The sequence below is a fragment of the Kribbella sp. NPDC043289 genome, assembly GCF_056436705.1.
Map to the genome: position 1 here is coordinate 549,855 of NZ_JBWKCB010000002.1, position 26,373 is coordinate 576,227.

23 protein-coding genes are annotated in these 26,373 nt (G+C 68.5%); 10 read left to right on the plus strand and 13 right to left on the minus strand.

All coding sequences use genetic code 11. The annotated features are described in order from the left end of the window. The first annotated feature begins 40 nt into the window (after positions 1 to 40). Positions 41 to 463 (plus strand): DUF2000 family protein, encoded by a 423-nt coding sequence (locus tag AC0662_RS14460; protein WP_478300888.1) that lies wholly within the window; start codon positions 41 to 43, stop codon positions 461 to 463. A 3-nt stretch (positions 464 to 466) separates the two neighbouring features. Here AC0662_RS14460 and AC0662_RS14465 read toward each other — a convergent pair whose 3' ends face one another. The 5 genes from AC0662_RS14465 to sdhC form a co-directional block, all read right to left on the minus strand. Beyond that, on the minus strand, positions 467 to 1,627 hold the full coding sequence (locus AC0662_RS14465; RefSeq protein ID WP_478300890.1) for a WD40/YVTN/BNR-like repeat-containing protein: 1,161 nt from the start codon (positions 1,625 to 1,627) through the stop codon (positions 467 to 469). 107 nt (positions 1,628 to 1,734) lie between these two features. After that, the gene (locus AC0662_RS14470; RefSeq protein ID WP_387663305.1) at positions 1,735 to 2,439 is read right to left on the minus strand and encodes a succinate dehydrogenase iron-sulfur subunit; all 705 of its coding nucleotides are present in this window, start codon (positions 2,437 to 2,439) and stop codon (positions 1,735 to 1,737) included. Continuing rightward, positions 2,439 to 4,181: a succinate dehydrogenase flavoprotein subunit gene (gene sdhA, locus AC0662_RS14475; RefSeq protein ID WP_452200863.1), complete on the minus strand. Its 1,743-nt coding sequence runs from the start codon at positions 4,179 to 4,181 to the stop codon at positions 2,439 to 2,441. The genes AC0662_RS14470 and sdhA overlap by 1 nt, the downstream gene beginning before the upstream one ends. A 10-nt stretch (positions 4,182 to 4,191) precedes the next feature. Continuing rightward, positions 4,192 to 4,659, minus strand: coding sequence for a succinate dehydrogenase hydrophobic membrane anchor subunit (locus AC0662_RS14480; protein ID WP_452200865.1), 468 nt, complete (start codon positions 4,657 to 4,659; stop codon positions 4,192 to 4,194). A gap of 1 nt (position 4,660) precedes the next feature. Beyond that, entirely contained in the window at positions 4,661 to 5,038 is a 378-nt protein-coding gene (gene sdhC / locus AC0662_RS14485; protein ID WP_344237808.1) for a succinate dehydrogenase, cytochrome b556 subunit, read from the minus strand. A 223-nt stretch (positions 5,039 to 5,261) separates the two neighbouring features. Between sdhC and AC0662_RS14490 the strand changes: the two genes are divergently transcribed. Further along, a complete protein-coding gene (locus tag AC0662_RS14490) occupies positions 5,262 to 6,077 on the plus strand; it encodes an MBL fold metallo-hydrolase (RefSeq protein ID WP_478300893.1) in 816 nt (271 codons plus the stop codon). Between the two features lie 108 nt (positions 6,078 to 6,185). Here AC0662_RS14490 and AC0662_RS14495 read toward each other — a convergent pair whose 3' ends face one another. From AC0662_RS14495 to AC0662_RS14505, 3 genes are all read right to left on the minus strand, one after another. Continuing rightward, positions 6,186 to 7,415, minus strand: a complete 1,230-nt coding sequence (locus AC0662_RS14495; protein ID WP_478300895.1) for a glycosyltransferase — start codon at positions 7,413 to 7,415, stop codon at positions 6,186 to 6,188. Next, positions 7,412 to 8,536 carry a glycosyltransferase family 4 protein gene (locus AC0662_RS14500; protein WP_452200870.1) on the minus strand — a complete coding sequence of 375 codons (1,125 nt, stop codon included), beginning with the start codon at positions 8,534 to 8,536 and terminating at the stop codon, positions 7,412 to 7,414. Before AC0662_RS14500 ends, AC0662_RS14495 begins: the two co-directional genes overlap by 4 nt. A gap of 210 nt (positions 8,537 to 8,746) precedes the next feature. Then, positions 8,747 to 11,839, minus strand: a complete 3,093-nt coding sequence (locus tag AC0662_RS14505; protein ID WP_478300897.1) for a M14 family metallopeptidase — start codon at positions 11,837 to 11,839, stop codon at positions 8,747 to 8,749. Between the two features lie 150 nt (positions 11,840 to 11,989). Here AC0662_RS14505 and AC0662_RS14510 point away from each other — a divergent pair, with 150 nt between their 5' ends. Beyond that, complete coding sequence (locus AC0662_RS14510) at positions 11,990 to 13,564, plus strand: acyl-CoA mutase large subunit family protein (RefSeq protein ID WP_478300899.1); 1,575 nt, start codon at positions 11,990 to 11,992, stop codon at positions 13,562 to 13,564. Positions 13,565 to 13,715: 151 nt separating this feature from the next. On the opposite strand, the gene AC0662_RS14515 is transcribed toward AC0662_RS14510, so the two are convergent. Further along, entirely contained in the window at positions 13,716 to 14,897 is a 1,182-nt protein-coding gene (locus AC0662_RS14515; protein WP_452200876.1) for an amidohydrolase, read from the minus strand. 296 nt (positions 14,898 to 15,193) lie between these two features. Here AC0662_RS14515 and AC0662_RS14520 point away from each other — a divergent pair, with 296 nt between their 5' ends. The 6 genes from AC0662_RS14520 to AC0662_RS14545 all read left to right on the plus strand — a co-directional run bounded on the left by AC0662_RS14520 (position 15,194) and on the right by AC0662_RS14545 (position 22,082). Next, positions 15,194 to 16,273: a BMP family lipoprotein gene (locus AC0662_RS14520; protein WP_452200878.1), complete on the plus strand. Its 1,080-nt coding sequence runs from the start codon at positions 15,194 to 15,196 to the stop codon at positions 16,271 to 16,273. Positions 16,274 to 16,366: 93 nt separating this feature from the next. Continuing rightward, on the plus strand, positions 16,367 to 17,917 hold the full coding sequence (locus AC0662_RS14525) for an ABC transporter ATP-binding protein (protein ID WP_478300901.1): 1,551 nt from the start codon (positions 16,367 to 16,369) through the stop codon (positions 17,915 to 17,917). Next, complete coding sequence (locus AC0662_RS14530; RefSeq protein ID WP_478300903.1) at positions 17,917 to 19,113, plus strand: ABC transporter permease; 1,197 nt, start codon at positions 17,917 to 17,919, stop codon at positions 19,111 to 19,113. The genes AC0662_RS14525 and AC0662_RS14530 overlap by 1 nt, the downstream gene beginning before the upstream one ends. After that, complete coding sequence (locus AC0662_RS14535; RefSeq protein WP_478300905.1) at positions 19,110 to 20,399, plus strand: ABC transporter permease; 1,290 nt, start codon at positions 19,110 to 19,112, stop codon at positions 20,397 to 20,399. The genes AC0662_RS14530 and AC0662_RS14535 overlap by 4 nt, the downstream gene beginning before the upstream one ends. Further along, positions 20,377 to 20,805 carry a cytidine deaminase gene (locus AC0662_RS14540; RefSeq protein WP_478300907.1) on the plus strand — a complete coding sequence of 143 codons (429 nt, stop codon included), beginning with the start codon at positions 20,377 to 20,379 and terminating at the stop codon, positions 20,803 to 20,805. The genes AC0662_RS14535 and AC0662_RS14540 overlap by 23 nt, the downstream gene beginning before the upstream one ends. Beyond that, positions 20,805 to 22,082 carry a thymidine phosphorylase gene (locus AC0662_RS14545; protein ID WP_452200888.1) on the plus strand — a complete coding sequence of 426 codons (1,278 nt, stop codon included), beginning with the start codon at positions 20,805 to 20,807 and terminating at the stop codon, positions 22,080 to 22,082. The genes AC0662_RS14540 and AC0662_RS14545 overlap by 1 nt, the downstream gene beginning before the upstream one ends. Here the strand turns inward: AC0662_RS14545 and AC0662_RS14550 are convergent. The 3 genes from AC0662_RS14550 to AC0662_RS14560 all read right to left on the minus strand — a co-directional run bounded on the left by AC0662_RS14550 (position 22,040) and on the right by AC0662_RS14560 (position 25,107). Beyond that, a complete protein-coding gene (locus AC0662_RS14550) occupies positions 22,040 to 22,681 on the minus strand; it encodes a DUF998 domain-containing protein (protein WP_478300909.1) in 642 nt (213 codons plus the stop codon). The genes AC0662_RS14545 and AC0662_RS14550 overlap by 43 nt on opposite strands. Positions 22,682 to 23,747: 1,066 nt before the next feature. Next, positions 23,748 to 24,410, minus strand: coding sequence for a hypothetical protein (locus tag AC0662_RS14555; protein ID WP_478300911.1), 663 nt, complete (start codon positions 24,408 to 24,410; stop codon positions 23,748 to 23,750). Positions 24,411 to 24,507: 97 nt separating this feature from the next. Next, positions 24,508 to 25,107 (minus strand): uridine kinase family protein, encoded by a 600-nt coding sequence (locus AC0662_RS14560; protein ID WP_478300913.1) that lies wholly within the window; start codon positions 25,105 to 25,107, stop codon positions 24,508 to 24,510. Positions 25,108 to 25,175: 68 nt separating this feature from the next. On the opposite strand from AC0662_RS14560, the gene AC0662_RS14565 reads away from it, so the two are divergent. After that, positions 25,176 to 25,619, plus strand: coding sequence for a hypothetical protein (locus AC0662_RS14565; RefSeq protein ID WP_478300915.1), 444 nt, complete (start codon positions 25,176 to 25,178; stop codon positions 25,617 to 25,619). On the opposite strand, the gene AC0662_RS14570 is transcribed toward AC0662_RS14565, so the two are convergent. Next, a complete protein-coding gene (locus AC0662_RS14570; protein ID WP_478300917.1) occupies positions 25,579 to 26,367 on the minus strand; it encodes a phosphotransferase in 789 nt (262 codons plus the stop codon). The genes AC0662_RS14565 and AC0662_RS14570 overlap by 41 nt on opposite strands. Positions 26,368 to 26,373 lie beyond the last annotated feature (6 nt).

Sequence of the window (26,373 nt, forward strand, 5' to 3'; positions counted from 1 at the left end):
GTACAAGACCTGGGGGTGGCGGGGGCTGGAGGATCGGGGGGTGGATGAGCCGATCAAGTTCGAGACGAAGATTGCTGTGTTGTTGCGGGACGACCTGGCGGTGTGGCAGCGGTTGAATGTGACGGCGTTTCTGGTGAGTGGGATTGCCGGGACGCATTCCGAGGTGGTGGGGGAGCCGTACGAGGACGCGGACGGGACGCGGTACCTGCCGATGTTCCGGCAGCCGGTGATGGTGTTCGAGGGGTCCAAGGAGTTCATGGCCACCGCGCACGAGCGGGCGCTGCGGCGCGAGGTCGAGCACTCGGTGTTCACCCAGGATCTGTTTGCCACCGGCAACGACCGGGACAACCGGGCCGCGGTGCGGGCGGTTCCGACCGCCGCGCTGGATCTGGTCGGGATCGCGTTCTACGGCCCGAAGAACGCCGTCGACAAGATCACCAAGGGCGCCGCCATGCACCACTGAGCCTTAGCGAGGCGCGAACTTGGCCCAGCTGGCGCCTTCGTCCTCGCTCAGCACGACCTCGGTGGTACGGCGCTTCGGGACCTCGAACCCGTACATCAGGTGCTCGTCGCCGGACAGCATCGCGAGATCCCCCGGGTAGCCGCGGTCCAGCTTGGCGACCCCGTCGCGGACGCGGTACAGCCGCGGGCGGTCGTTCGGGCGCCCGCCGAGCATCAGCGCCGTACCGTCGTCGAACGCGAGCGGTGGCGCGTTCAGGCTCGGCGGCGGGCTCTTGACCTGCTTCCAGTTCGCGCCGCGGTCGGTGGAGATCTGCATCCCCGCGACGGTCTCCCCGGTGTCGCCGACCAGGACCGAGGTCATCACCACCGTGCGGCCGTCCGGGCTGACGGCGAGCTTGCCGAGCTGGTTGTGCCGGTCGAGTCCGTGCGTGCCCCAGGTCTTGCCGCCGTCGTCGGTCCAGATGATGTCGGTGCGGCCGATCCCGGTCAGCATCCAGCAGCGGCCGGTGGCGTCGCAGACTGGGGACCGGGTACCGCGGGTGTCGAGCATCCGGACCGTCGACTCCTCCGGGTTCACTACCACGATCCGGCCCGGCACGATCCGGTCGGTGAGGATCTCGCCGGTGTGGAACGTCGAGGTGGACAGCCGGTACCGCAGCCGGGTCAGCACCGGGCTGTCGTACGTGAGCCGGAACATCATCGTCGAGTCGCCGGTCAGCGTGCCCTCGCGCGGCGGGGCGACCGCGATCGCCTCGTCGCCGGACTTCAGCGTCGCGTACGGCACCGGCCACTCCGGCGCGGTCGCGCGGGCGCCGTCCCGGTCGATGACCGCGGCGTACTTGCAGTTCGGGCCGCTGGTGCAATCGGACCAGCCGGCCGCCCAGCGGTTCCGGGTGACCATCGTCATCGACAGCACCTGGGCCCGGTCGGCGGTCACCACCGCGGTACCGGGGCTTCCGGCGGCGGCCGGCTCGATCGCCACCGGACCGTCGTCGGCGCCGCTGCGGTGCGTGGACCACAGCGTCGCCGCGAGAACGACGGAGGTCGTGGCGGCGAGAATGCCGAGGACGAGCAGCGGCGGCATGCTGCGGGGTAGGCCACAACGCTCCAACAGCTCCACCAGCCGACGGTAGAAGCGGTCGAAGACCTCACGCAGGCGCTGCACGATCACCCCCGGGCGCAGATGAGTCCCCCGATCGGGGGTCAGGTCGGCGACCGAATCTTATGCGAAACCGGGTGCAAACGCGGCACGGCCCTCGGGCCGCACCCCGCTCACACGCGGCGGAAGATCAGCGCTCGCTTCACTTCCTGGATGGCCTTGGTGACCTCGATGCCGCGGGGGCAGGCGTCGGTGCAGTTGAAGGTGGTCCGGCAGCGCCAGACGCCTTCCTTGTCGTTCAGGATCTCCAGCCGCTGCTCGGTGCCTTCGTCACGGCTGTCGAAGATGAACCGGTGCGCGCCGACGATCGCCTGCGGACCGAAGTACTGGCCGTCGGACCAGAACACCGGGCAGGACGTCGTACAGGCGGCGCACAGGATGCACTTGGTGGTGTCGTCGAACCGGTCCCGGTCGGCCTGGGACTGGATCCGCTCCCGGGTCGGCTCGTGACCGCTGGTGACCAGGAACGGCATCACCGAGCGGTACGCCTCGAAGAACGGGTCCATGTCGACGACCAGGTCCTTGAGCACCGCGAGCCCCTTGATCGGCTCGACGGTGATCTCCTTGTCCGGGTTCAGGTCCTTGATCAGGGTCTTGCAGGCGAGCCGGTTGCGGCCGTTGATCCGCATCGCGTCCGAGCCGCAGACCCCGTGTGCGCAGGACCGCCGGAAGGTCAGCGTGCCGTCCTGCTCCCACTTGATCTTGTGCAGCGCGTCCAGCACCCGGTCGGTCGGCTCCAGCGTGACGGAGTACGTCTTCCACTCGGCCTCGTCGACGACCTCGGGGTTGTACCGGAGGATCTTGACCTTGACGTCCATCAGTACTTGCGCTCCATCGGCTTGTAGCGGGTCTGGACGACCGGTTTGTAGTCGAGCCGGATGTTCACGTTGCCCTCGGCATCGACCTCGCGGTACGCCATCGTGTGCCGCATGAAGTTCACGTCGTCGCGCTTGTCGTAGTCCTCGCGGAAGTGCCCGCCGCGGGACTCCTTGCGGGCCAGCGCGCCGGCCACCAGGACCTCGGCCAGGTCGAGCAGGAACCCGAGCTCGACCGCCTCGAGCAGGTCGGTGTTGAACCGCTTGCCCTTGTCCTGTACTGCGACGTTGGCGAACCGCTGCTTGAGCGCCTCGATGTCGACCAGCGCCTGCTTGAGCGAGCCCTCGGTCCGGTACACCTGCGCGTTCAGGTCCATCGTGGCCTGCAGGTCGAACCGGATCGCGGCGATCCGCTCCTCGCCGGTGGAGTTCCGCAGTCCCTCGACGAGGTCGACGACGTACTTCTCGGGCTCCGCGGGCAGCTCTTCGAAGCTGGCCGTCTCGGCGTACTCCGCGGCGGCGATCCCGGCCCGCCGGCCGAACACGTTGATGTCGAGCAGCGAGTTGGTACCCAGCCGGTTCGCACCGTGCACCGAGACGCAGGCGACCTCACCGGCGGCGTACAGGCCGGGGATCACGTCGTCGTTGTTGGCCAGCGCCTCGCCCTTGATGTTGGTCGGGATGCCGCCCATCGCGTAGTGCGCGGTCGGGAACACCGGGATCTGCTCGGTGTACGGCTCGACGCCCAGGTAGGTACGGGCGAACTCGGTGATGTCCGGCAGCTTCGCGTCGATGTGCGCGGGCTCCAGGTGGGTCAGGTCGAGCATCACGTACGCGCCGTCCGGACCGCAGCCGCGGCCCTCGCGGACCTCGTTGGCCATCGCGCGGGCGACCATGTCCCGCGGCGCCAGGTCCTTCACGGTCGGCGCGTAGCGCTCCATGAACCGCTCGTTGTCCTTGTTCCGCAGGATGCCGCCCTCACCACGGGCCGCCTCCGACAGCAGTACGCCGAGACCCGCCAGGCCGGTCGGGTGGAACTGGAAGAACTCCATGTCCTCCAGAGGCAGGCCCTTGCGCCACACGATGCCCATGCCGTCACCGGTCAGCGTGTGCGCGTTGGACGTGGTCCGGAACACCTTGCCGAACCCGCCGGACGCGAAGATCACCGACTTCGCGGAGAACACGTGCAGCTCGCCGGTGGCCAGCTCGTAGGCCACCACACCGCTCGCCTTGCCGTCGGTCATCAGCAGGTCGAGCACGTAGTACTCGTTGAAGAACTCGACGTTCTGCTTGATGCACTGCTGGTACAGCGTCTGCAGGATCATGTGACCGGTGCGGTCGGCCGCGAAGCAGGACCGGCGTACGACGGCCTCACCGTGGTTGCGGGTGTGACCACCGAAGAAGCGCTGGTCGATCTTGCCCTCGGCCGTCCGGTTGAACGGCAGGCCCATCTTCTCCAGGTCGAGGACCGCGTCCACGGCCTCCTTGCACATCACCTCGGCCGCGTCCTGGTCGACCAGGAAGTCGCCACCCTTGACGGTGTCGAAGGTGTGCCACTCCCAGTTGTCCTCCTCGACGTTGGCCAGCGCGGCACACATGCCGCCCTGGGCCGCGCCGGTGTGCGACCGGGTCGGGTAGAGCTTGGTGAGTACGGCGGTCCGGGTCCGCTTGCTGGACTCGAGGGCCGCGCGCATTCCGGCGCCGCCCGCGCCGACGATGATTACGTCGTACTGATGGACCTGCATGACGTCCTTACTATTTGCAGACCGACAACGTGGAGTTGGGGTCGAGGCAGGGGTCGAAGGTGAAGATCACCAGGGTGCCGAGGACGACGATCACGACCGCGGCCGTGATCAGCAGGGCCTTCAGCCAGAACCGGGTCTGGTCCTTCTCGGCGTAGTCGTTGACGATCGTGCGCAGGCCGTTGGTGCCGTGCAGCATCGCCAGCCACAGCATCAGCAGGTCCCAGACCTGCCACAGCGGGTTGGCCCACTTGCCGGCCACGAAACCGAAGTCGAGCGCGGTGATCCCGCCGCCGAGCATCAGGTTCACGAACAGGTGCCCGAGCACGAGGATGACGAGGGCGAGCCCGGACAGCCGCATGAACAGCCAGCTGTAGAGCTCGAAGTTGGTCCGGCCCGAACGGCTCCGGCCGCCACCCTTCAGCGAGCGGGCGCGGGAGCTGGACCGTGGTGCCGCGATGGCAGGGGTGTTTTCCGACATCTCAGCCTCCGAACACGTGGGTCAGGTGCCGGATGACGAACGGCACGAACAGCACCACCCAGAGCACGCCGACACCGATCATCAGCTGCCGCTGGTAGCGCGGGCCCTTGGCCCAGAAGTCCACCAGGATCAGCCGGATGCCGTTGAACGCGTGGAACAGGATCGCCGCCACCAGCCCGACCTCGAGCAGGCCGACGACCGGGTTCTTGTAGGTGCCGATGACCTCGTTGTACGCGTGCGGCGAGACCCGGACGAGTGCGGTGTCCAGCACGTGCACCAGCAGGAAGAAGAAGATCCCGACACCGGTGATCCGGTGCGCGACCCATGACCACATGCCCTCCCGGCCACGGTAGAGCGTGCCGGCTGGTTTGCTGGGCAAACCGATCCTCCGATCGGAGTTCCGAACCTGGCGGACACCAGGCCGTTTCGATGCTAGTCCCGCAGCCGACCCGGAAATGTCCGGAAAGGTGTGAAATCGGTCGCGTCGGTGGCCCAGGGCAGCGCTGCCCGAATGGCCCTCGACGGTGCGCCTCCGATGCTCTTGACTTCAACCGAGCTTGAACGAAAACACTGGCGGTTACCGCTGCGAGGGGAGAACTACGGTGAGTTTCTGGATCTGTGCGACCTGTGCGGTCGAGCACTCCGAACAGGTCGAGGTGTGCGCGATCTGCGCCGACGAGCGCCAGTGGGTGCCCGCCGACGGACAGCACTGGACCACACTCGAGGAGCTGGCCGCGGCCGGCACCGAGGTGACCATCGACGAGGTCGAGCCCGGCCTGTACGGCGTCCGCTCGAAGCCGCCGGTCGGTATCGGGCAGCAGTCGATGCTGGTGACAACGTCCGCCGGCAACCTGCTCTGGGATCCGATCGGTTACCTGGACGACGACGCCGTACGCCGGGTCTCAGAACTCGGCGAGGTGGTCGCGATCATCGCCAGCCACCCGCACATGTACGGCGTCCAGGTCGAGTGGAGCCACCGTCTCGGCAACGTGCCGGTGTACGTCGCGGAGGCCGACCGCGAGTGGGTCGCCCGCCAGGACCCGGTGATCAAGACCTGGGCCGGCGAACTCGCCCCGCTACCCGGAGTGACCGTTCTCCAACCCGGCGGTCACTTCCCGGGCAGCGCCGTCGTGCACTGGGCAGACGGTGCCGAGGGCAAGGGAGCGATCCTCTCCGGCGACACCATCTTCGCCAACCCGGACCGCACCTCGGTCAGCTTCATGCGCAGCTACCCGAACCGCATCCCACTGTCCGGCGCCGTCGTCGACCGAGTGGCCCGCTCCCTCGACCCGTTCACCTACGACCGCCTCTACAACAACTTCGGCGCCTCGATCCCCGTCGACGCCAGAGCCGTCGTACGCCGCTCCGCCGACCGCCACGCCGCCTGGGTCCGCGGCGACTACGACCACCTCACCTGACGGCGGCAGCTCGACAGTACGTATAGGTCCACTAGGCCCGCGGGCCACGCTCAGCCGGGCCTCGGAAGGCGCCAGAATAGGCGACACGTCCTGTCGAGCTGCCGTTCGCTAGGCCGCGATGCGGGTTTGGGCCAGGCGGGTGTGGAGGGCGAGCATGTGGCGGGTGCAGGTGTTCCAGTCGTAGAGCTCGGCGCGTCGGCGGGCTGCGGCTCTGCGGTGGGGGATTTGGGACAGGTCGAGGACCGCGTCGGCCAGTGCGGCGGGGTTGGCGGCGGCCCAGCGGCCGCAGGTCTCGTCGACGAGTTCGCGGGCGCCGCCGGTGTTGGCGGTCACCACCGGCGTACCGGCGGCGAGTGCTTCGAGGACGGCCAGGCCGAAAGTCTCGCCGGGGCAGACGGACAGTGCGATGTCGGCCTCGGCGAGGTGCTTGGCCAGCGTCTGGCGACCGTCGACGTACCCGTGGAAGGTGACGGGCGCGTCGCCGGCGATCTCGAGTAGCTCGTCGAGGTGCGGGCCGGTGCCGTACACGTCCATCCGCAGGTTCACGCCCCGGCGGTGCAGCTCGGCCGCCGTCGCGACTGCGAGGTGCGGGCTCTTCTCCCGCGAGAGTCGGCCGGCGTGCACCAGTTTGAGTACGCCGTCGTCGGCCGGCGCACCGAGCGACGGGTGGAAGGTGTCGAGGTCGACCCCGAGCGGGATCCGGACGAGCGGCGTCGTCACCTCGTCGAACTCGGCCGCCGCGTACCGGGACGTGACCACGACCGCGTCGTACGTCCGGCTGAGGATCCGGTAGAGCGCCGCGACGGTGGCGACCACGTGCAGCTGGCTGGCTTTGACGCCCTCGGCGCGGCGCTGGACGCTCTCGCCGGTCCAGCGGCTGGTGCGTTGGCTGATCTCGCCGAGCATCCGTCCGGGACGCAGTACGTCGTGCCCGCCGAGCTGACCCGGACGGGCCGCACCCAGTGCCAGCATCGCGTCCAGACGTTCGTGGCTGAACAGCACGGTGCCGATGTCGTTCTTGCGGGCCCAGCGCGCGACCGGGAGCAGCGTCGACTTGTCGGAGATCTCCACCGTCGTCGGCCGGAACTTCTTCAGTACGTCGATCACGTTCCAGGGCGTCGTGATCAGCCGGTAGCCGCCACTCACCTTCGGCGCCTTCACGCGAACGACGGTGCCGAACTCGGTCTCGACCACCTCGTCCCGTTCGCCCGGTGTGATCACCATCCGGTCCACGCCGGCCTCGACGTACCCCTGACCGATCTGCTCGATCGCGGTCCGCATCCCACCGGAGGTCGGACCAACGAAATTGGCCAGCTGGGCGATCCGCAACGAGCTCATGCGACCCGCCGTACGGCTGCCGCGTCGCGGAGTACCTCGGTGTAGTGCCGGTCGACCAGGTCGTCGACGACGGCCGGCCACGTGCGCGACTGCACGCGTTCCAGACCATTGGCGGCCATCCGCCCGCGTGCCGTCGGGTGCTCGAGCAGCGTCTGTACGGCGCTCCGCAGCGAACCGGGCCGACCGGGTTCGAACAGCAACCCGTTCTCGCCCGGGTGGATCAGATCGAGCGGACCGCCCGCGGCCGGGCCGACGGTCGCGACGCCGGAGGCCTGCGCCTCCTGGATCGTCTGGCAGAACGTCTCGTGCTCGCCGGTGTGCACGAACACGTCCAGACCGGCGAAGATCGACGCCAGGTCGGTGCCGCGGCGCATCCCGAGGAAGGTTGCCGTTGGCAACGCGTGCTCCAGTGCGGCCCGGTCCGGACCGTCGCCGACGATCACGATCCGGCAGTCCAGGTCGGTCAGTTCGGCGAGCCGTCGAACCTTCTTCTCCGCGGCCAGCCGGCCGACGTACCCGACGATCGGCTTGCCGTCCGGGGAGATCTCCCGACGCCAGTCCTCGTCGCGGTGCTTCGGGTCGAACAGGTCCAGGTTCACGCCGCGGCCCCAGCGGTAGACCCGCGGCACACCGCGCTGCACGAGCGAGTCGACGGCCGAGGTCGACGGCGCGAGGGTGCGGTCGGCGCGCGAGTGCGTGCGGCTCACCCAGCGCCAGATGCCGCGGTCCGCGGCGGCGTACCAGGGGTACTGACGGGCGAAGCCGGCGATGTCGGTCTGGAAGATCGCGACCGTCGGGACGCCGAGCCTGCGGGCCGCGCGCAGTCCGTAGGCACCGATGATGAACGGTGAGGCGAGGTGCACCAGGTCCGGCTTGAAGTCGGCCATCGCCCGCTCGATCGACGGGTCCGGCAGACCGACCGGGTACTCCTTGTACCCCGGCGTGCGGAAGCTCCGCGCCCGCAGGACCGGGACGTCGGCGTAGGTGTCGGGGCCCGGTCCGGGCGCGATGATGAGCAGCTCGTGTCCGCGGGCACGCAGCCGGTCGGCGACGTGGCGAGCCGTGTTCGCCACGCCATTGATCTGCGGCAGGAAGGTTTCGGCCACCATCACGATTCGCACATCTCGAAGGTTCCTCACCGCGCATGAACCCTGGGCGACGCTCTCGTGACACCGCGTCGATGCCCTGTCGACGGATGCTGGGATTTGAAGTGTCCTTCAGGTTGCCGACGGGAGGCGTTCGGTGTGTGGCCAGACCAACGCCAAGGGTTCGGCGGCCGCCCCGGGTCGCTGTGACCGGGACGGCCGCCTGTCAGTGACGATTCACCGAAGTTACGGCGCGTTGAACAGGTGGGCCATCGACCGGCGGACCAGGTCGGTGCGCATCGCCTGCGTGGTGAGGCCCTCGGCGCCGAAGCCGAGGTACACCGTGTCCGGTGTGGTGACGCCGGCGCCCTCGTCGAAGGCGGTCGTGGTGCGGACCCAGTCGTTCGGGTTCGCGGCCGTGCCGGCCGGTGCGCCCGGCACCGTCCAGCCGCCGAGGTCGGTCTCGAACGAGGTCGCCTCGGTGCCGGTGTCCTTCGTGATCGTGGCGTCGTCGACGAAGGACCCGAGGCCCTGGGTCGACCAGTCACTCACAGAGGTGATCGACAGTTCGACCTGGTGACCGGCGTACGGCGTCAGGTCGACCTTCCAGTCTTGCCAGCCCGCGCTCGAGCCCGAGGACGCGTTCCAGGCGCCGGTGGTACCGCTGGCTGAACAATCGGCGCCCTGGTAGTGGGCGAGGAACGGGTGCAACTGCTGCACCCAGCCGGCCGGGCAACTCTGGCCGGTGCTCTGCGTCGTGTGGCCGTTGACGTCGGGCAGCGTCGTCCAGTCGTCCTGGCCGACGGTGTGCGCCTCGACCATCACGTAGTCCCAGTTCGCCTCGGTGTCGTAGGAGAACTTGAACGACAGCGAACCGCTCGTGGACCCGGTCAGATCAACGGTCTTGGCCAGCCGCTTGTAGCTCATGTTCGCCTGCTGGCTGTAGACGTACCGCGAACCCGTGAACGGCTCGTACGGGTCACCGCCGGGCCGCTGCCACTTCAACGGCGCCGAGCTCGCAAACTGCGGGAACTGGGCGGGTGGAAGCACGCTCGACGTCAGGACGAAGGCCCCGGTGTGGTTCTGGTTGTTCGCCGAGTCGCCGCCGTTGAGCGTCCCGTCGAACCCGTTGAAGGCGCCCGAGACACCCTTGATCGGGACCGGGTCACCATTCGCGGTACCGCTGTTGTCGATGAAGGTATAGGCCCCGAGCCAGTACTGCTCGAAGTCGTTCAGCAACGGCAGACACGGGTACGCACCTGGCGTCGTGCACTCGCCTTGCTGCTCCTGGAACGGGTTGTAGTAGTACGCCCCGTCCGCGTTGCTCGCGAAGCCGGCGTACTTACCCGTGTACAGCAGCTTGCCGCCCTCGTTGAGGTAGTCGCGGACCGACAGTTCCAGGTCGAGCGCCAGTTCGGCCGCCGTACCGGCAGGCTGGCCGGTCTTCCGCGTGATGACGTCGTCGCCGGTCTCCCAGACGATCGCCTTGTAGTGCGACAGCACGCCCAGCGGGTGCGGTGCGGTCCGGTTGTTCGCGTCCACGTCGTACACGTCGGACGTGATCCCGGCCGCGGTCAGTGCGGCGGCGTACTTGTCGGCGTACTTCGCCGTCGCGACGCCCTGCACCGGGCTCGCGCCGGTGGTGTCCTCGGCCGCCAGGATCAGCACCTTCCCACCGATGTCGGTCGCGACGCGGTAGGTGAAGTGCTGGCTGGCCACCGCGCCGGTCCCCGGTTTGTTACCGGTGAACCACACCTCGACCGAGTCGCCAGGTCTGGTACTGCGAACCGTGCCGCGGAACTCGGCGTAGTAGTGGTTGTCGGTGTTGCCGTACCGCTCGCCGCCCTTCCACTCCGACGCCTTGTCGGTGATCGGGTCGCCGCCGTTGACGCGGTAGTTGATGCGCAGGTTCTTCAACGCCCGCTTCGCGATCACCGCGACCGGCTGCGTGGTGCCGTACGAGACCGCGAACGGGTCGATCACCAGATCCGCGGCCTTCTTGCCGACCACCGACACCGGGTCGTCCGGGTCCTTGGCCGACTTCGCGACGGACAGCGCGAACGGGATGTTCTTGGTGAACTCGGCCTGGATCAGGCGCTCGTCGTCGGGGAAGCTGAAGACGCTGACGCAGTCCTCGGGCCGCCACTGGTCGTTCGGGTCGGACGCCGACGCGGTCTCGCACGTCGACATCTCCGGCGTGAACGCCATCGTTCCGTACTTCGCCGACGCGTGCCCGTCGGTCTCCCCGTTGGTCGTGTAGAGCTCGGCGGAGATGTCCGGGTCATAGCCGGGTACGGCGGGATTCGCGTCGTCGCCGGCCATCGCCTCGGAGATCACGTCGTCCGGCGAGGGCGTGCTCACCTGCCAGCCGACGCCGTACAGCAGGAGTTCGGCGGCCGAGTGGTAGTTGATCATCTCGGTGAAATGGACGCGCTGAAACAGGCCGTCGAGGGCCTTCGTCTCCGGCTCGGACGCCGGGGCCGGACCGCGATACGTCTCGCTGCTCGGGTCGGGCGACGAACCCTCGTTGTCGTAACCCCACTTGGTCGCCATGTTCCGGTTCAGGTCGACGCCGTCGCCCGGGGCGATCTGCCCGTCGCCGTTGTTGTCGCGCAGATTCTTGCGCCACAACCGGTCGCCGACGAACGTGTAGTCGTAGCCGTCCGGGTTGGCCACCGGCAGGAACCAGAGGTCGGTGGAGTTCACCAGCTTGGTGATGTCGGCGTTCTTCCCGTACCCGTCGATGACGTAGTGCATCAGCCGCCGCACCATCTCCGGCGTGATCCACTCGCGGGCGTGCTGAGTGCCGGCATACAGCACCGACGGCCGCGAGCCGTCGGTCGACTGCCGGGCGTCCTTGGTCACCTTCACCGCGACGATCGGCTTGCCCTGTCTCGTCGTACCGATGGTGACGAGTTTGGCGAGGCCTGGGTTCGCGGCCGCTGTCTGGGTCAGCTCGGCCTGCAGACCGCCGGTCCCGCTGTACGGGCGGAACACTGTCGGTCCCGCCGCGGTCAGCCGAGCGGCCTCCTCGGAGGCGTCCCGCCCCTTGACCTTCTTCACCTTCAGGTCGACGCCGTCCGAGCGGAGCTTCGCAGCCTGCCGCTTCGAGATGACGACCTCGACCTTGGTCTTCCCGTCCGCGCCCCGGCCGGTCGCCAGATCCGAACGGTCAACTCCGATGTCCACGACCTTCTGCACTTCTTGTGCGGTCAGATCGCCGACGTACACCTCCAGGCCGTCCTTACCCTGGCCCGGTACCGCTGTTGCTGCCTGCCCTGTGGCGAAAGCCCCCGCTACGACGGCCATTACCGCGATGAGAACAGGAGTTCTGCGCATGTCGCCCCTCCCCGGTCGACGGTGCATACCAGGGCAGCGTCCTGTGACTCAGATCACTAGTCAATAGCTGAGAGTGAGCGGACTGTGGCGTGCTCGATCTCACCCGGCCGTGCATACCAGTGCGGCAATGGTTCGGAATACCGTTGGAGGATGAGTCATCGCAGCGAGTCGGGGTTCGAGTTCTCGCCGGTGTACGGGCCGCTCGACGGGTTCGACGCCGCGACGCAGCTGGGCGAGCCGGGGCAGTACCCGTACACCCGCGGCGTGTACCCGACGATGTACACGCAGCGGCCCTGGACCATGCGCCAGTACGCCGGGTTCGGGACGGCGGCCGAGTCGAACCAGCGGTACCACCAGCTGATCGACCACGGCACGATGGGCCTCTCGGTCGCGTTCGACCTGCCGACCCAGATGGGGTACGACTCCGACGCCTCGATCGCGCACGGCGAGGTCGGCAAGGTCGGGGTGGCGATCGACTCGATCGACGACATGCGGGTGCTGTTCGACAAGATCCCGCTGGACCAGGTGTCCACCTCGATGACGATCAATGCGCCCGGGTCGGTGCTGTTGCTCCTGTATCAGTTGGTCGCCGAGGAGCAGGGCGTTTCCGGTGACAAGCTCACCGGCACGATCCAGAACGACGTACTGAAGGAGTACATCGCCCGCGGGACCTACATCTACCCGCCGAAGGAGTCGCTGCGGCTGATCAGCGACATCTTCGCGTACTGCCAGGCGGAGCTGCCGCGCTGGAACACGATCTCGATCTCCGGCTACCACATGGCCGAGGCCGGCGCGACGCCCGCGCAGGAGATCGCGTTCACGCTGGCGAACGGGATCGAGTACGTCCGCGCCGCGGTTGCGTCGGGTCTGGACGTGGACGAGTTCGCGCCGCGGCTGTCGTTCTTCTTCGTCGCCCGGACGACGTTGCTCGAGGAAGTCGCGAAGTTCCGGGCCGCGCGGCGAATCTGGGCACGGGTGATGCGCGACGAGTTCGGGGCGCGCAATCCGAAGTCGCAGATGTTGCGCTTCCACACCCAGACCGCGGGCGTGCAGTTGACCGCGCAGCAGCCCGAGGTGAACCTCGTCCGGGTCGCGGTCCAGGGGCTGGCCGCCGTACTCGGGGGAACGCAGTCCCTGCACACCAACTCGTACGACGAGGCGATCGCGCTCCCGACCGAGAAGGCCGCCCGCCTCGCGCTCCGCACGCAGCAGGTGCTCGCGTACGAAACCGACATCACCGCGACCGTCGACCCGTTCGCCGGCTCGTACGTGGTGGAGTCGCTGACCGACGAGGTCGAGGCCGCCGCGGTCGAGCTGATGGACCAGGTGCAGGAGTACGGCGGTGCGGTCGCCGCGATCGAGAAGGGCTTCCAGAAGCAGGAGATCGAACGCTCGGCGTACCAGATCGCTCAGGAGATCGACGCGGCCGAACGTGTGGTGGTCGGCATGAACAAGTTCAAGATCGCGGAGGAGGAGCCGTACGAGCCGCTCCGCGTCGACCCCGCCATCGAGGCCCAGCAGGTCGACCGCCTCACCACGCTGCGCGCCACCCGCGACCAGGCCGCCGTCGACGAAGCCCTGGCAGCCCTCAAAACCGCTGCCCAAGGCAACGAAAACTGCCTCTACCCCATGAAACAAGCCCTAAAATCCCGAGCCACCGTAGGCGAAGTCAGCAACACCCTAAGAGACGTCTGGGGCGTATACGTCCCCGCCGACACCTTCTAACCCCAACACCGAATCGTGGAGATGGGCGCTAATTCAGAGCCTCGCTCCACGACTCGAGTGCGGGGTGGCCAACCAATCGCCACGACTGGTGATCTGCAGGACCGTCTACCCGCGACATCGACGTCGAGCGTGAGCTCGCGGTATCCACGCCCTAGTCCAGCAGGGCGGTTGAGGTGAGGACGGTGGTGCCTAGGGTGATGGCTTCTTCGGAGGGGGTGAAGGTGGGGGTGTGGAGGTCGCCGGTGGTGTCGAGGGTTGGCGGGCGGACGCCGAGGCGGGCCATCGCGCCGGGGATGTGTTCGAGGTACCAGCCGAAGTCCTCGCCGCCGAGGCTCTGGTCCGTGGGGGCTACCGCGCTCGATCCGAGCGTCTGATGTACGGCGTTCTGCAGCACGTTGATCGCGATGGCGTCGTTCATGACGGGCGGGACGCCGTGGGTGACTTCGGTGTCGACCTCCACGCCGTACGGCAGGACGATCTGTGCAGCGAGTTCGGGGATGAGTTGTTCCGCGAGGCGCCACGCGTTGACGTCCAGGCAGCGCAGCGTCCCCTCGGCCTCGCCACGAGACGGGATGGCGTTCGCGGCGGAGCCGGAGGTGATGCGCCCCCAGACGAGGGACATCCCGGCGCGCGGGTCGATGCGGCGGGACAGCGCCGCGGGTAGTTCGGTCACCAGGTTCGCGAGCGCGTAGACGAGGTCGGCGCTCAGGTGCGGCCGGGAGGTGTGCCCGCCCGGCCCCGTCAACCGCACCAGCAGCTTGTCCGCGGCGGCCGTCAAAGCGCCGACTCGGAGGCCGATCTGGCCGACCTGGAGCCGCGGGTCGCAGTGCAGCCCGTAAATACGGCGTACGCCGTCGAGCCCGCCGGCCGCGATGACACCGAGCGCGCCACCCGGCATCACCTCCTCGGCCGGTTGGAAGATCACCCGGACCCTCCGGTCCAGCTGCCCGTCACGCGCCATCCCGGCCAGCACCAGCGCCGCCCCGAGCAGAGCGGACGTGTGTACGTCGTGACCGCACGCGTGCGCCACTCCGTCGATGGTCGACCGCCACGGCGCGTCCACGCCGTCGGGCACCGGCAGCGCGTCGATGTCGGCCCGCAGCGCGACGCACGTGTCGCCGGCGCCGATGTCGCAGATCAGCCCGGTCCCGGTCGGCAGCACCCGCGGCGACAGCCCGGCGTCGACGAGCCGCTTCTCGAGCAGTTCGGTCGTCCGGACCTCGTGCCACCCGAGCTCCGGGTGGGCGTGCAGGTCGCGCCGTACGCCGACCATGTCCTCGCGCACCGCCTCGACGCGCGCCAGGATGTCCGCGACCAGCAACTGATGACTCATCCCGCGATTGTTGCACCCGGAGACCGGGGGCCCGCGCAGAGTGCCGAGGCGGATCACGACGGGATTACGGACACGCTCGGTGAAAGTCGCCACGGAGAGTGCTCACCGTGATCTCGGCAGCGCGGGCGGTGACCGTACCGGAGAAGTTGTCGAAATGTGACGCAAACGCCGGTCACTTTCCGGTATCGAGGTCCGCTCGACGTTCAATCCGGGCCGGGACGCGCCCTATAGTCTGCGAATGGCACGCGGGGGAAGGCGTGCCCGTAAACGTATCTGGTCGACGAAGGAGACGTCCGGTGAAGAAGTACGTGCGGGGAACGGCGATCGTGGGCGTGCTGACGCTCGCCGTTGCCGCTTGTGGCAGCAAGCCGACCGATAACAACGCAGGCGGCAGCAGTGCCAACAAGGACTTCAAGGCCTGCATGGTCTCCGACTCAGGGGGCTTCGACGACAAGTCGTTCAACCAGACCTCGTACAAGGGTCTGCAGGACGCGGTCAAGGAGAAGGGCCTGACCGAGGTCAAGGCCGAGTCGAAGTCGGACAACGACTACACGACCAACATGACCGCGATGGTGAGCGCCAAGTGCAACGTCATCGTTGCGGTCGGCTTCAAGCTCGAGGACGCCACCGAGGCGGCGGCGAAGGCGAACCCGAACATCAAGTTCGCGATCGTCGACTCGGCGCCGAAGGCCCCGATCGCCAACCTGAAGCCGCTGCTGTTCAACACCGCGCAGTCCAGCTTCCAGGCCGGGTACCTGGCCGCCGCGATGACGAAGTCCGGCAAGGTCGGCACGTTCGGTGGTCTGCAGATCCCGACCGTGACCATCTTCATGGACGGCTTCGCCCAGGGCGTGCGGTACTACAACACGCAGAAGAGCAAGAACGTGCAGGTGCTCGGCTGGGACGACCAGAAGCAGAAGGGCCTGTTCACCGGCGACTTCGAGGACAAGGCGAAGGGCCAGAACAACGCCCAGAACCTGATCACCCAGGGCGCTGACGTGCTCTTCCCGGTGGCCGGTCCGTCGGGTCTGGGTGGCCTGCAGGCGGCCAAGGCCAGCAACGGCAAGGTGAACGCGATCTGGGTCGACACCGACGGCTGCGTGAGCGCCGAGGAGTACTGCTCCGTCCTCATGAGCAGCGTCGAGAAGGGTATGGACGTCGCCGTCAAGGACGCGGTGGTCTCGGTGGTCGACAACAAGTTCGACAACACCCAGTTCACCGGCACCCTGCAGAACAACGGTACGGCGATCGCGCCGTTCCACGACTTCGACAGCAAGGTCCCGGCCGACGTGAAGTCGGAGCTGGACCAGATCAAGGCCGACATCATCAGCGGCAAGATCACCATCGAGTCGAAGGTTCAGCCCAAGGCATCCTGAACCGTCGCACACAGGCGTAGTACGGTGCGAGCCAGGAAGGCAGACCCACAGGTCCGGCCTTCCTGGCTCGCCGTCTGAAGGGAAGGCTCCCGCATGCATCTCGAGCTCTCCGGGCTGACCAAGCGCTTCGGCTCGCTGGTCGCCAACGACCACATCGACCTGGTGATCGAGCCGGGCGAGATCCACTGCCTGCTCGGTGAGAACGGGGCCGGCAAGAGCACCCTGATGAACATGCTCTACGGGCTGCTGCAGCCCGACTCGGGCGAGATCGTGATCGACGGCGAGAAGGTGGCGATCACCTCGCCGAGCGACGCGATCCGGCACGGCATCGGCATGGTGCACCAGCACTTCATGCTGGTCCCGGTGTTCACGGTCGCCGAGAACATCATGCTCGGCCGCGAGAACACCCGCGGCGCCGGCGTACTGGACCGCAAGAAGGCGCACGCGCTGGTCACCGAGATGTCCGACCGGTACGGCTTCGAGGTCGATCCCGAGGCGCTGGTCGAGGACATCCCGGTCGGCGTCCAGCAGCGGGTGGAGATCATCAAGGCGCTCACCAACAACGCCAGCGTGCTGATCCTGGACGAGCCGACCGCGGTGCTGACGCCGGCCGAGATCGACGAGCTGATCGGCGTGATGCGCCAGCTCAAGGAGAACGGTACGTCGATCGTCTTCATCACCCACAAGCTCAAAGAGGTGCAGGCGATCGCGGACAAGATCACCGTGATCCGCCGCGGCAAGGTGGTCGGCCAGGCCGAGCCGTCGGCGTCCGAGGCGGAGCTCGCCGAGCTGATGGTGGGCCGTGCGGTCGACCTGGTGGTGAACAAGGAGCCGGCCGAGCCGAAGGACGCCGTACTGCGGGTCGAAGGCCTGACCGTGATCGACGAGCGCGGGTTCACCGCCGTCGACGAGGTCGACCTGGAGGTCCGGGGCGGTGAGATCCTCGCGGTGGCCGGTGTCCAGGGCAATGGCCAGACCGAGCTCGCCGAGGCCCTGCTCGGGCTGACGCAGATCGCAGCCGGAAGGATCAGCCTGGACGGTCAGGACCTGACCGGGAAGTCCACCCGGTACCGGCTGGAGGCCGGCATCGGGTACGTCCCTGAGGACCGGGCGCACGACGGCTTCGTCGGCTCGTTCACGGTCGCCGAGAACCTGATCCTCGACCTGTTCCGGAAGGCCCCGTTCGGCAACGGGCTGGCCCTGCGGACCGACGACATCGACAAGAACGCCGAAGCCCGGGTGGCGGAGTTCGACATCCGCACCCAGGGCATCCACCTGCCGGTGTCGTCGCTGTCCGGCGGCAACCAGCAGAAGGTCGTGCTGGCCCGCGAGCTGTCCCGCCCGCTGAAGCTGCTGGTCGCCTCGCAGCCCACCCGCGGCGTCGACGTCGGCTCGATCGAGTTCCTGCACAGCCGGATCGTCGAGGAGCGCGACCGCGGTACGGCGGTCCTGATCGTGTCCACGGAGCTGGACGAGATCGCCGCGCTGGCGGACCGGGTCGCGGTGATGTACCGCGGCAAGGTGGTCGGCGTCGTACCGTCCGACACCCCGCGCGACGAACTGGGCCTGATGATGGCCGGCGCCTCGAAGTCCGAGGCGCACGACGAGGCGATCGAACACCCGACCACGTTGGGAACCATCTGATGAGCACTGAGACAGATGCCGTGCCGGCGCCCGCGCCGGCCAAGGAGCCGAAGCAGTCCGGCCTGCCGAACTGGGTGGTGCAGGGCCTGGTCTCGCTGAGCGCGATCGTGCTGGCGCTGCTGGTCGGGGCGATCCTGATCATCGTCAGCGACGATCAGGTACAGGCCGCGGTGAAGTACTTCGGCGCCGCGCCGATGGACACCGTCACGGCCGCCCTGAGCGCGGTCGGTGACGCGTACAAGGCGCTCGCGGTCGGCGCGTTCGGCGGCGTGACGTCGATCAGCGAATCGTTGACGCAGGCAACTCCACTGATCTGCGGCGGTCTCGCGGTCTCGCTCGCCTTCCGCACCGGTCTGTTCAACATCGGTGCGCAGGGCCAGCTGATCATGGGCGCGATCTTCGCCGCGTACGTCGGGTTCGCGTGGCACCTGCCCGCGGGCCTGCACCTGATCGTGGCGATCCTCGCCGGGCTGCTCGGTGGCGCGATCTGGGGTGGCGTCGTCGGCTTCCTGAAGGCGCGGACCGGTGCGCACGAGGTGATCGTGACGATCATGCTGAACTACGTCGCGATCTACCTGCTGGCCTGGCTGCTCACCACGTCGACGTTCCGCCGCCCGGGTCGTACGGACCCGATCTCGCCGATCGTCGACGCGAACGCGCAGTACCCGCAGTTCGGGGGCACCCGGCTGCACGGCGGATTCATCCTCTCGGTGCTGGCCGCGGTCTTCGTCTGGTGGCTGCTGAACCGGTCCACGATCGGGTTCGAACTGCGGGCGGTCGGAGCGAACCCCGACGCGTCCCGGACGGCCGGAATGTCGGTCGGCCGCGCCTACGTGATCGCGATGGTGGTGGCCGGTGCGCTGGCCGGTCTGGCCGGCACCCAGCAAGTGTTGGGTACGGATCTACCGCTGACAGACGGTGTCGCGGCGTCGGTCGGGTTCGACGCGATCACGGTCGCGCTGCTCGGCCGCGGTACGCCGTTCGGCACCGTGCTCGCCGGTCTGTTGTTCGGCGCGCTGAACGCGGGCGGTCTGCAGATGCAGCTGATCACGCAGACCCCGCTGACCCTGACCACTGTCCTGCAGGCCGTGATCGTGCTGTTCGTCGCGGCTCCGGCGCTGGTGCGCTCGATCTTCCGGTTCCTGCCGAAGGAACGCGGTACCGGCCCGGTTCTCGCGAAGGGGTGGAACGGATGAGCGAGACGACTCCCGACGCCGTACCCGAGGCAGCGGAGAAGCCGCAGGTCATCGAGGGGCCGGCGGAGCGGACCCGGCGGTTGCGTGTCGGTTCCCTGATGGTGCTGTTCGCGCTGATCGGGCTCGGTCTGGCGATCTTCACCAAGGGTGGCAAGGCGACCTTCCAGCTGGTCTCGGGCGACCTGCAGCACAATCTGCTCGGCGTCCCGGCCCAGTTCACCGCGCTGGTGCTCGCCATCTTCGGCGTGATCGCCGCCGGCGCGTTCCTGCTCCGCCGGGTTCCGCAGTCGTACTCCGGCTACCTGGCGACCCTGCTCGGGATCTGCTTCATCGGCGCGTTCCTGTGCTGGGCGGCGGCCGGGAAGACCTTCCCGCTGGCCAACCAGTTCCAGGGCACGCTGAACTTCGCAACGCCGCTGATCCTCGGCGCGCTGGCCGGCGTGATGTGCGAGCGGGCCGGCGTCATCAACATCGCGATCGAGGGCCAGTTCCTGGTCGGCGCGTTCACCGCGGCGGTCGTCTCGAGTACGACGGGCAGCGGCGCGGCGGCCCTGATCGCGGCGGCCGCGACCGGGGTACTGATGGCGGCGCTGCTGGCCGTGTTCTCGATCAAGTACCTGGTCAACCAGGTCGTGCTCGGCGTCGTCCTGGTCGTGTTCGCGACCGGTATCACCGGCTTCCTGTTCGACCAGTTCCTGCAGAGCGACTCGGGCAAGCTGAACAACCCCGAGGTGCTGTCGGCGATCAAGATCCCGGGGCTCGGCGACATCCCGTTCATCGGCCCGATCCTGTTCAACCAGACGATCCTGGTGTACCTGATGTACGTCGCGGTCGTGGTCGTCACGTTCGTGCTGTTCCAGACCCGCTGGGGCCTGCGGATCCGCGCGGTCGGCGAGCACCCGAAGGCCGCCGACACGGTCGGTATCAGGGTCAAGCGGATCCGGTACTCCGCGGTGCTCGCGGGCGGCATCCTGGCCGGTCTCGGCGGCGCGTTCTTCACCGTCGGGTACGCCGGTTCGTTCAGCAAGGAGATGACCGCGGGCAACGGGTTCATCGCGCTGGCCGCGCTGATCATGGGCCGCTGGCACCCGATCGGCGCGACGATCGCCGCGTTGTTCTTCGGGTTCGCGACCCAGTTGCAGTCGCAGTTGCAGATCATCCAGACGCCGATCCCGGGGCAGTTGCTGCTGATGGCGCCGTACCTGGCGACGATCATCGCCGTGGCCGGTCTGGTGGGTCGGGTGAGAGCTCCAAAGGCCGATGGTGAGCCCTACGTCACCGAGTAGTCCCGACGGCGGCGCGGGCCCGGTCGACTGGGAGCTCCTCCGGGCCACCGCCCTCGAGGTGATGGGCCGGGCCTACGCGCCGTACTCGGGCTTCCCGGTCGGTGCGGCGGCGCTGGTCGACGACGGCCGGGTAGTTGCCGGGTGCAACGTCGAGAACGCCTCCTTCGGGATCACGCTGTGCGCCGAGTGTGGGCTGGTGTCGGAGCTGCACCGGACCGGTGGCGGGCGGCTGGTGGCGTTCACCTGCGTGGACCGGCACGGAGATCTGCTGACGCCGTGCGGGCGCTGCCGGCAGTTGCTGCACGAGAACGGCGGTCCGGGACTGCTGCTGGAAACGCCGAGCGGTCCGCGGGCCCTGCGTGAGTTGTTGCCCGACGCGTTCGGGCCGGAGGACTTGGAGAACTGATGAGTTTCGACGTGGTGGACGTCATCCGGGCCAAGCGGGACGCCGGGGAGCTGAGCGACGGGCAGATCGACTGGGTGATCGACGCCTACACCCGCGGGCACGTCGCGCACGAGCAGATGTCCGCGCTCGCGATGGCGATCCTGATCAAGGGGATGAACCGGCGCGAGATCGCCCGCTGGACCGCGGCGATGATCGCGTCCGGTGAGCGGCTGGACTTCAGCACGCTGTCCCGCCCGACCGCGGACAAGCACTCGACCGGCGGGGTCGGGGACAAGATCACGTTGCCGTTGGCCCCGTTGGTGGCGGCCTGCGGGGTCGCCGTACCGCAGTTGTCCGGGCGCGGCCTCGGGCACACCGGCGGGACGCTGGACAAGCTGGAGTCGATCCCGGGCTGGCGCGCCGCGCTGTCGAACGACGAGATGATGCGGCAGCTCGAGGACGTCGGCGCGGTGATCTGCGCGGCGGGTGACGGGCTGGCCCCGGCGGACAAGAAGCTGTACGCGCTGCGGGACGTGACCGGTACGGTCGAGGCGATTCCGTTGATCGCCAGCTCGATCATGAGCAAGAAGATCGCGGAGGGCACCGGGGCGCTGGTGCTGGACGTGAAGGTCGGCTCCGGGGCGTTCATGAAGCACCTGGCGGACGCTCGGGAGCTCGCCGAGACGATGGTTGCGCTCGGCACCGATGCCGGGGTGAAGACGGTGGCGCTGCTCACCGACATGTCCGTGCCGCTCGGGCTGACCGCCGGGAACGCGCTGGAGGTCCGCGAGTCGGTCGACGTACTGGCCGGCGGCGGACCGGCCGATGTGGTCGAGCTGACCATTGCCCTCGCCGCCGAGATGCTCACCGCGGTCGGCGTCACGGACGTCGACCCCGCTGAAAAGCTCCGGGACGGTACGGCTATGGACGTCTGGCGGGCCATGATCGCGGCACAGGGCGGGGATCCCGCTGCCGAACTGCCGGTCGCTCCCGAGCAACACGTCGTACCTGCTCCTGCTTCTGGGGTGCTGTCGAAGCTCGACGCGCTCGCGGTGGGGGTCGCTGCGTGGCGACTTGGCGCCGGGCGGGCTCGTAAGGAGGACCCGGTGTCGGCGGTGGCGGGCGTCGAGATGCACGCGAAGCCGGGCGACCGAATCCAGGAAGGCCAGCCGTTGCTCACCTTGCACACGGACGACCCGTCACGGATCGAGCGCGCGCTCGAGTCCCTGACCGACGCGGTAGCGGTCGCAGACGCCTACGAGCCGGGCCCACTGGTCATCGACCGCGTCACCGCCTGACCAGCGAGGATCAGCCACAGGGGCAGGGCGAAGGCGGTCACCCGTTCCATCCCGCCGACGCCCAGCCCCAACCCGTGGTGGGTGAAGTGCAGGACCATCGAGCTCATCCCGAGCGCGCCGAGTCCGACGCCGTACCGCCTGATGCTTGCCAGCGGTCCGGTCCGGAGGAAGCCGGTCAGCAGTAGCGCGAGGTTGCCGAAGGCGAAGATCGGGAACGCGCCGCCCAGCACGTGCAGATCCTCGTTGACGTCGGCCGGCGACAACCCAGCCACCATCCACCCGGCGCCGGTCGCCACCAGCAGCAGCCGCACCGTCCAGGCTGCGACCGTCCGCGGCCAGGCGGTGTGTGTGAGCACCGTGCCGAGGATCATCAACACCCCGCCGGCGGCGAACGACACATTCATCACTGGGTGCAGCGGCGAACAGACATAGCGCCCGTTGAAGTGCCCACAGTGCACGTTCCCGAGATCGCTGATGTTGTTGGATCCCCAGCTGTACGGCGTCTTCCACGCCAGTTGCACCACCACCATCACCACGAAGAACTGCCCAACCCCAACGATCCAGTTCACCGCACCACAACGCGCCGCAATCTTCTCCACCCACCAGACGCTAAGAGCCGCATGCCGCTCCCGCGCTGGCTCGCAGACCCCACCCCAGGTAGCCCCCACGCGACCCCATCTCGCCCGGGCGATCGGCAGCTCGACAGGTAGTGCACCCGCTATACGCCGTACGCGCGACCCCGTTCACGCTCAAGTGCACTACCCCCACCCCCGACACCTCCTGTCGACCTGCAGCTCCCGCCCCTCCAGCCGCCACAAGCCCCTCCGCTCCGCCGCGCGACGGGACATCCAACCGGAAGCCGATGTAAGACCGGGAGCGGATGTACGACCGGGAGCGGACGCCGGCGCGCGGGACGGGATGCCCGTCCGGGAGGGGTTATCCGCTCGAGGCGGGGGTTCTCTGCTGGTATGGCATGGGAGAAGCCCTAAGGCGAGGGGATATCCCCTCGTACGGCGGTGGTCGGCTGCGGGCGGTGTGGGCGCGCGGCGGGGTGCGGGCGCTGTGGGTGGGAGCCATGTGCGGGAGGGGATAACCGCTCGGGTGGGGGGTTCTCTGCTGGTATGGCAGGGGAGAACCCCCAAGACGAGGGGATATCCCCTCGTGCGTCGGTCGCCAGTCGGGGGCCGGGCGACGCGCGGCGGCCGGGCGTGGGTGCGGCCTGCGGACCAGCACACCCCAGCCCCGGCCGCCGCAGGCTTCGCCGATCCGTCGCGCGGTGGGAAGTCGCGCGAGGGGAAACCGCGCGGGAGGGGATGTCTGCGCGGGAGGGGTTATCCGCTCGAGGTGGGGGTTCTCTGTTGGTGTGAGAGTGGAGAAGCCCTAAGGCGAGGGGATATCCCCTCGTACGGCGGTGGTCGGCTGCGGGCGGTGTGGGCGCGCGGCGGAATGCGGGCGCTTTCGGCGGGGGCCGTGGTGCAGGCGGGGCCCGGGTGCGCGCCGAGGTGTGGGCGCTGTGGGTCGGAGCCGAGTGCGGGAGGGGATAACCGCTCGGGTGGGGGGGTTCTCCGCTGGTATGGGAGGGGAGAACCCCCAAGACGAGGGGATAACCCCTCGTACGCGACCGTGGCCAACTGCATGCCGGCGGGGCGGGGCGGGGCGGTTGGGTTAGCTGGAGGTGGTGGTTAGGCGGGTTTGTTGTTCTTTGGTGAGGGTGGTGATGAGGGGGGTGTCGGGGGTGAGGGTGGTGCCGAGGGGGGCCGCTTCGCGAATGGTTAGTTCGGCGACGACGGGGCCGATGGTGAGGCTGGCTTCGGCGATGGCTACGGACTGGTCGGCGGCGCCGTCGTACTCGACCCGGGCGTCCGAGAGGGCGTCGGGGAGGTCGAACGGGTGGTCGTGGGTGTCCTGGCTCCACAGCCCCTTCTGCAGGGCCTTCGCCTTCGCGGCGGAGCTGGTCTTGAACAGTTGCAGGGTGTAGCGCTTCTTCTTGTCGGGGCTCAGCCGGGTCGCCCGGTACCCCTCGACGAAGCCCGCGTTCAGCAGCAGGGCGCGGTCCAGGGCCGGGTTGGCGGACCACGTGTTCAGGAAGGCGGTCGCGGTGAACGGGCCGGTGCCGTTGCGCGAGTCCGCGACGTACCCGCGGGGGAGCGCGGCGAGCGCGGCCAGGGAACCTCTCGCCGCCTTCTCGGCCGGACCGTTCAGCGCGGAATGCCTCGCGGGTGGCGTCTGGACGCCACCGGACGACGTGCCGTCCTCACTCCCGCACGCGGTGACTGACAGCAGTACTGCGGTTACTACAACGGCAACGCCTGGCGCAGTCCGCTTCACGGTCCCTCTCCGTCCGGCCACTCGCCCCCGAGCGCATCCGACCAATCCGAGGCCGATGTCATCAGAAGTTGGTGAACTCCAGGCGAACAGTCTTGATTTACTGAGACGCGGACCGCGTGAGAAGCGTCTCGATCGCCCGCCGGGCGGCCTTCGGATGCATCGGTGTGCAGCCAGCCTCGACGCAGCGGCGGACCACCTGCGGATCGTCGCGGAGCAGCAGCAGCCCGCGGCGGAGCAGCGTCAACGGGGGTTTGCGGCGCTCGCGGAGGTCGCGCTGGAACCGCCGCGCGAACGTGACGAGCCGGTGGTGCCGGACGCAGATCGCCGTGGCGAGCAGGCCGCGGTCGGCGAGCGCGCCGGTGATCTGGTCGGCGAAGATGCCTTCGGCAACCACGAGTGGGGCGTCGCCGGTGCTGACCGGGCGGTGACCGACGGTGCCGTCGGCGGCGATGTCGTAGATCGGTAGGTCGGCGGATCCCGTCGTACACAGCTCCTCGAGGGCCGCGACGGCGCGGTCACCGTCCCAGGAGCGCGGGTCGTCCCAGTCGACGATGCCGAGCGGGGAACGCGGCATGGCCTCGTCGTCGCCGTCGCGGTAGAAGTCGTCCAGCCGGACCACGGGCAGCCCGACCTGCTCCGCCAGGCGCGACTTCCCCGCCCCCGACGGTCCTGCCAGCAACACCACCCGTGAACGCACCGGCACATTCTCTTCCACTTCCTGCAGTAACAGCCAATCCCGTGTGGCGATAATCAGGTGTGCCGAAGATGAAACTGGGGGCCGTGGCGTACGGGCTGGCGGCGATCGGAATGACCGGGGGCGTCGTGCAGATGCTTGCGCGGCACGGTGCTTGGGGTGACGTGCACGGATGGGTCTTCGGCGGACTGGTGGCCGTGGTCGCGGCCTCGGCTGTGCTGCTGGCGGTCGGGGCGGTCACCCGGCGCGGGCTGATAGCGAACGACGGTCCGTGGATCTGCCGGAAAGGCTGGACCGTGATCGTCGGGCTGACGGCCGCCGGCTTCGTTCTGACCCTGCTGTCCGACGCCTACCTGCCGTGGCTCCCGACAGGTTCGGTGGTCTTCTTCCCGAGCTGGATTCGGCGCATGCAGGAGAACTACTGGGACGGCCGCGTCGAAGCCGAGGTGCAGGCAGTTCGGGAGCGTAACGGCGTCATAGCAGAGCCTGTCGAAGTACGTCGTTCTGACTCTTGAACCACGTGTTGGTGCGGTCGGTCAGGTCTGACTCGCCGGTGGTCCAGCGTTGGTGGAACCACGGGTGCCCGGTCTCGGCGCCGCGACGCACGTAGTCCATGCACCAGACGTGGTTGTCGGCCGCCGCGTCCACCAACCGCACTCGGTCCGCCTCGCTCAGCCCATAAGTGTCCGCGAAGCGCCGCAAACGAGCCGCCGACAAACCACGGCGTACGTCGTGAATGTCCGCGTCCGGACGCAGCGGCGCCCACAACCGCACCGCGGTCGCGACGTCCCACAGCGCCGACCCGGGCCCGGCGAGATCGAAGTCGATCAGCGCGACAGCGACGCCGTCCCGGAACACCACGTTGTCGAGGTTCGGGTCGTTGTGGCTGATCAGCCCGGTGACGTAACCGGACGGCACCGGCTCGGCCCACTCGAGTCCGACCGGCCGGAAGTCCGCCACCGCGTCGTGATAGTCCCGCAGCAGCAGGGCCACACTGTCCAGCGCCGCGTCGGTCATCGACCAGTCCGGGTACGGCGCTGTGACGGTCTCACCCGGCAAGTACGACAGCACCTCGCGCCCCTGCGAGTCGATCCCCAGGTACGTCGGCGCGCCCGTGAACCCGGCACTCTCCAGGTGCTCCAGCAGCGCGTGGGTCGCCGTACTGCTGGCACGCAGCGGCCGCCGGACGGTGTCCCCGACCCGCACGACCAGGCCGCGGTTCGCCGTACCGCCGAGCAACTGGGTCTCCACCTCAGCAGGCATCGCCGG

Coding starts and splice junctions, on each gene's coding strand:
- AC0662_RS14470 (WP_387663305.1), bottom strand. CDS start 2,439: ATGGACGTCAAGGTCAAGATCCTCCGGTACAACCCCGAGGTCGTCGAC.
- sdhA (WP_452200863.1), bottom strand. CDS start 4,181: ATGCAGGTCCATCAGTACGACGTAATCATCGTCGGCGCGGGCGGCGCC.
- AC0662_RS14480 (WP_452200865.1), bottom strand. CDS start 4,659: ATGTCGGAAAACACCCCTGCCATCGCGGCACCACGGTCCAGCTCCCGC.
- AC0662_RS14495 (WP_478300895.1), bottom strand. CDS start 7,415: ATGAGCTCGTTGCGGATCGCCCAGCTGGCCAATTTCGTTGGTCCGACC.
- AC0662_RS14505 (WP_478300897.1), bottom strand. CDS start 11,839: ATGCGCAGAACTCCTGTTCTCATCGCGGTAATGGCCGTCGTAGCGGGG.
- AC0662_RS14510 (WP_478300899.1), top strand. CDS start 11,990: ATGAGTCATCGCAGCGAGTCGGGGTTCGAGTTCTCGCCGGTGTACGGG.
- AC0662_RS14515 (WP_452200876.1), bottom strand. CDS start 14,897: ATGAGTCATCAGTTGCTGGTCGCGGACATCCTGGCGCGCGTCGAGGCG.
- AC0662_RS14525 (WP_478300901.1), top strand. CDS start 16,367: ATGCATCTCGAGCTCTCCGGGCTGACCAAGCGCTTCGGCTCGCTGGTC.
- AC0662_RS14530 (WP_478300903.1), top strand. CDS start 17,917: ATGAGCACTGAGACAGATGCCGTGCCGGCGCCCGCGCCGGCCAAGGAG.
- AC0662_RS14535 (WP_478300905.1), top strand. CDS start 19,110: ATGAGCGAGACGACTCCCGACGCCGTACCCGAGGCAGCGGAGAAGCCG.
- AC0662_RS14545 (WP_452200888.1), top strand. CDS start 20,805: ATGAGTTTCGACGTGGTGGACGTCATCCGGGCCAAGCGGGACGCCGGG.
- AC0662_RS14565 (WP_478300915.1), top strand. CDS start 25,176: ATGAAACTGGGGGCCGTGGCGTACGGGCTGGCGGCGATCGGAATGACC.
- AC0662_RS14570 (WP_478300917.1), bottom strand. CDS start 26,367: ATGCCTGCTGAGGTGGAGACCCAGTTGCTCGGCGGTACGGCGAACCGC.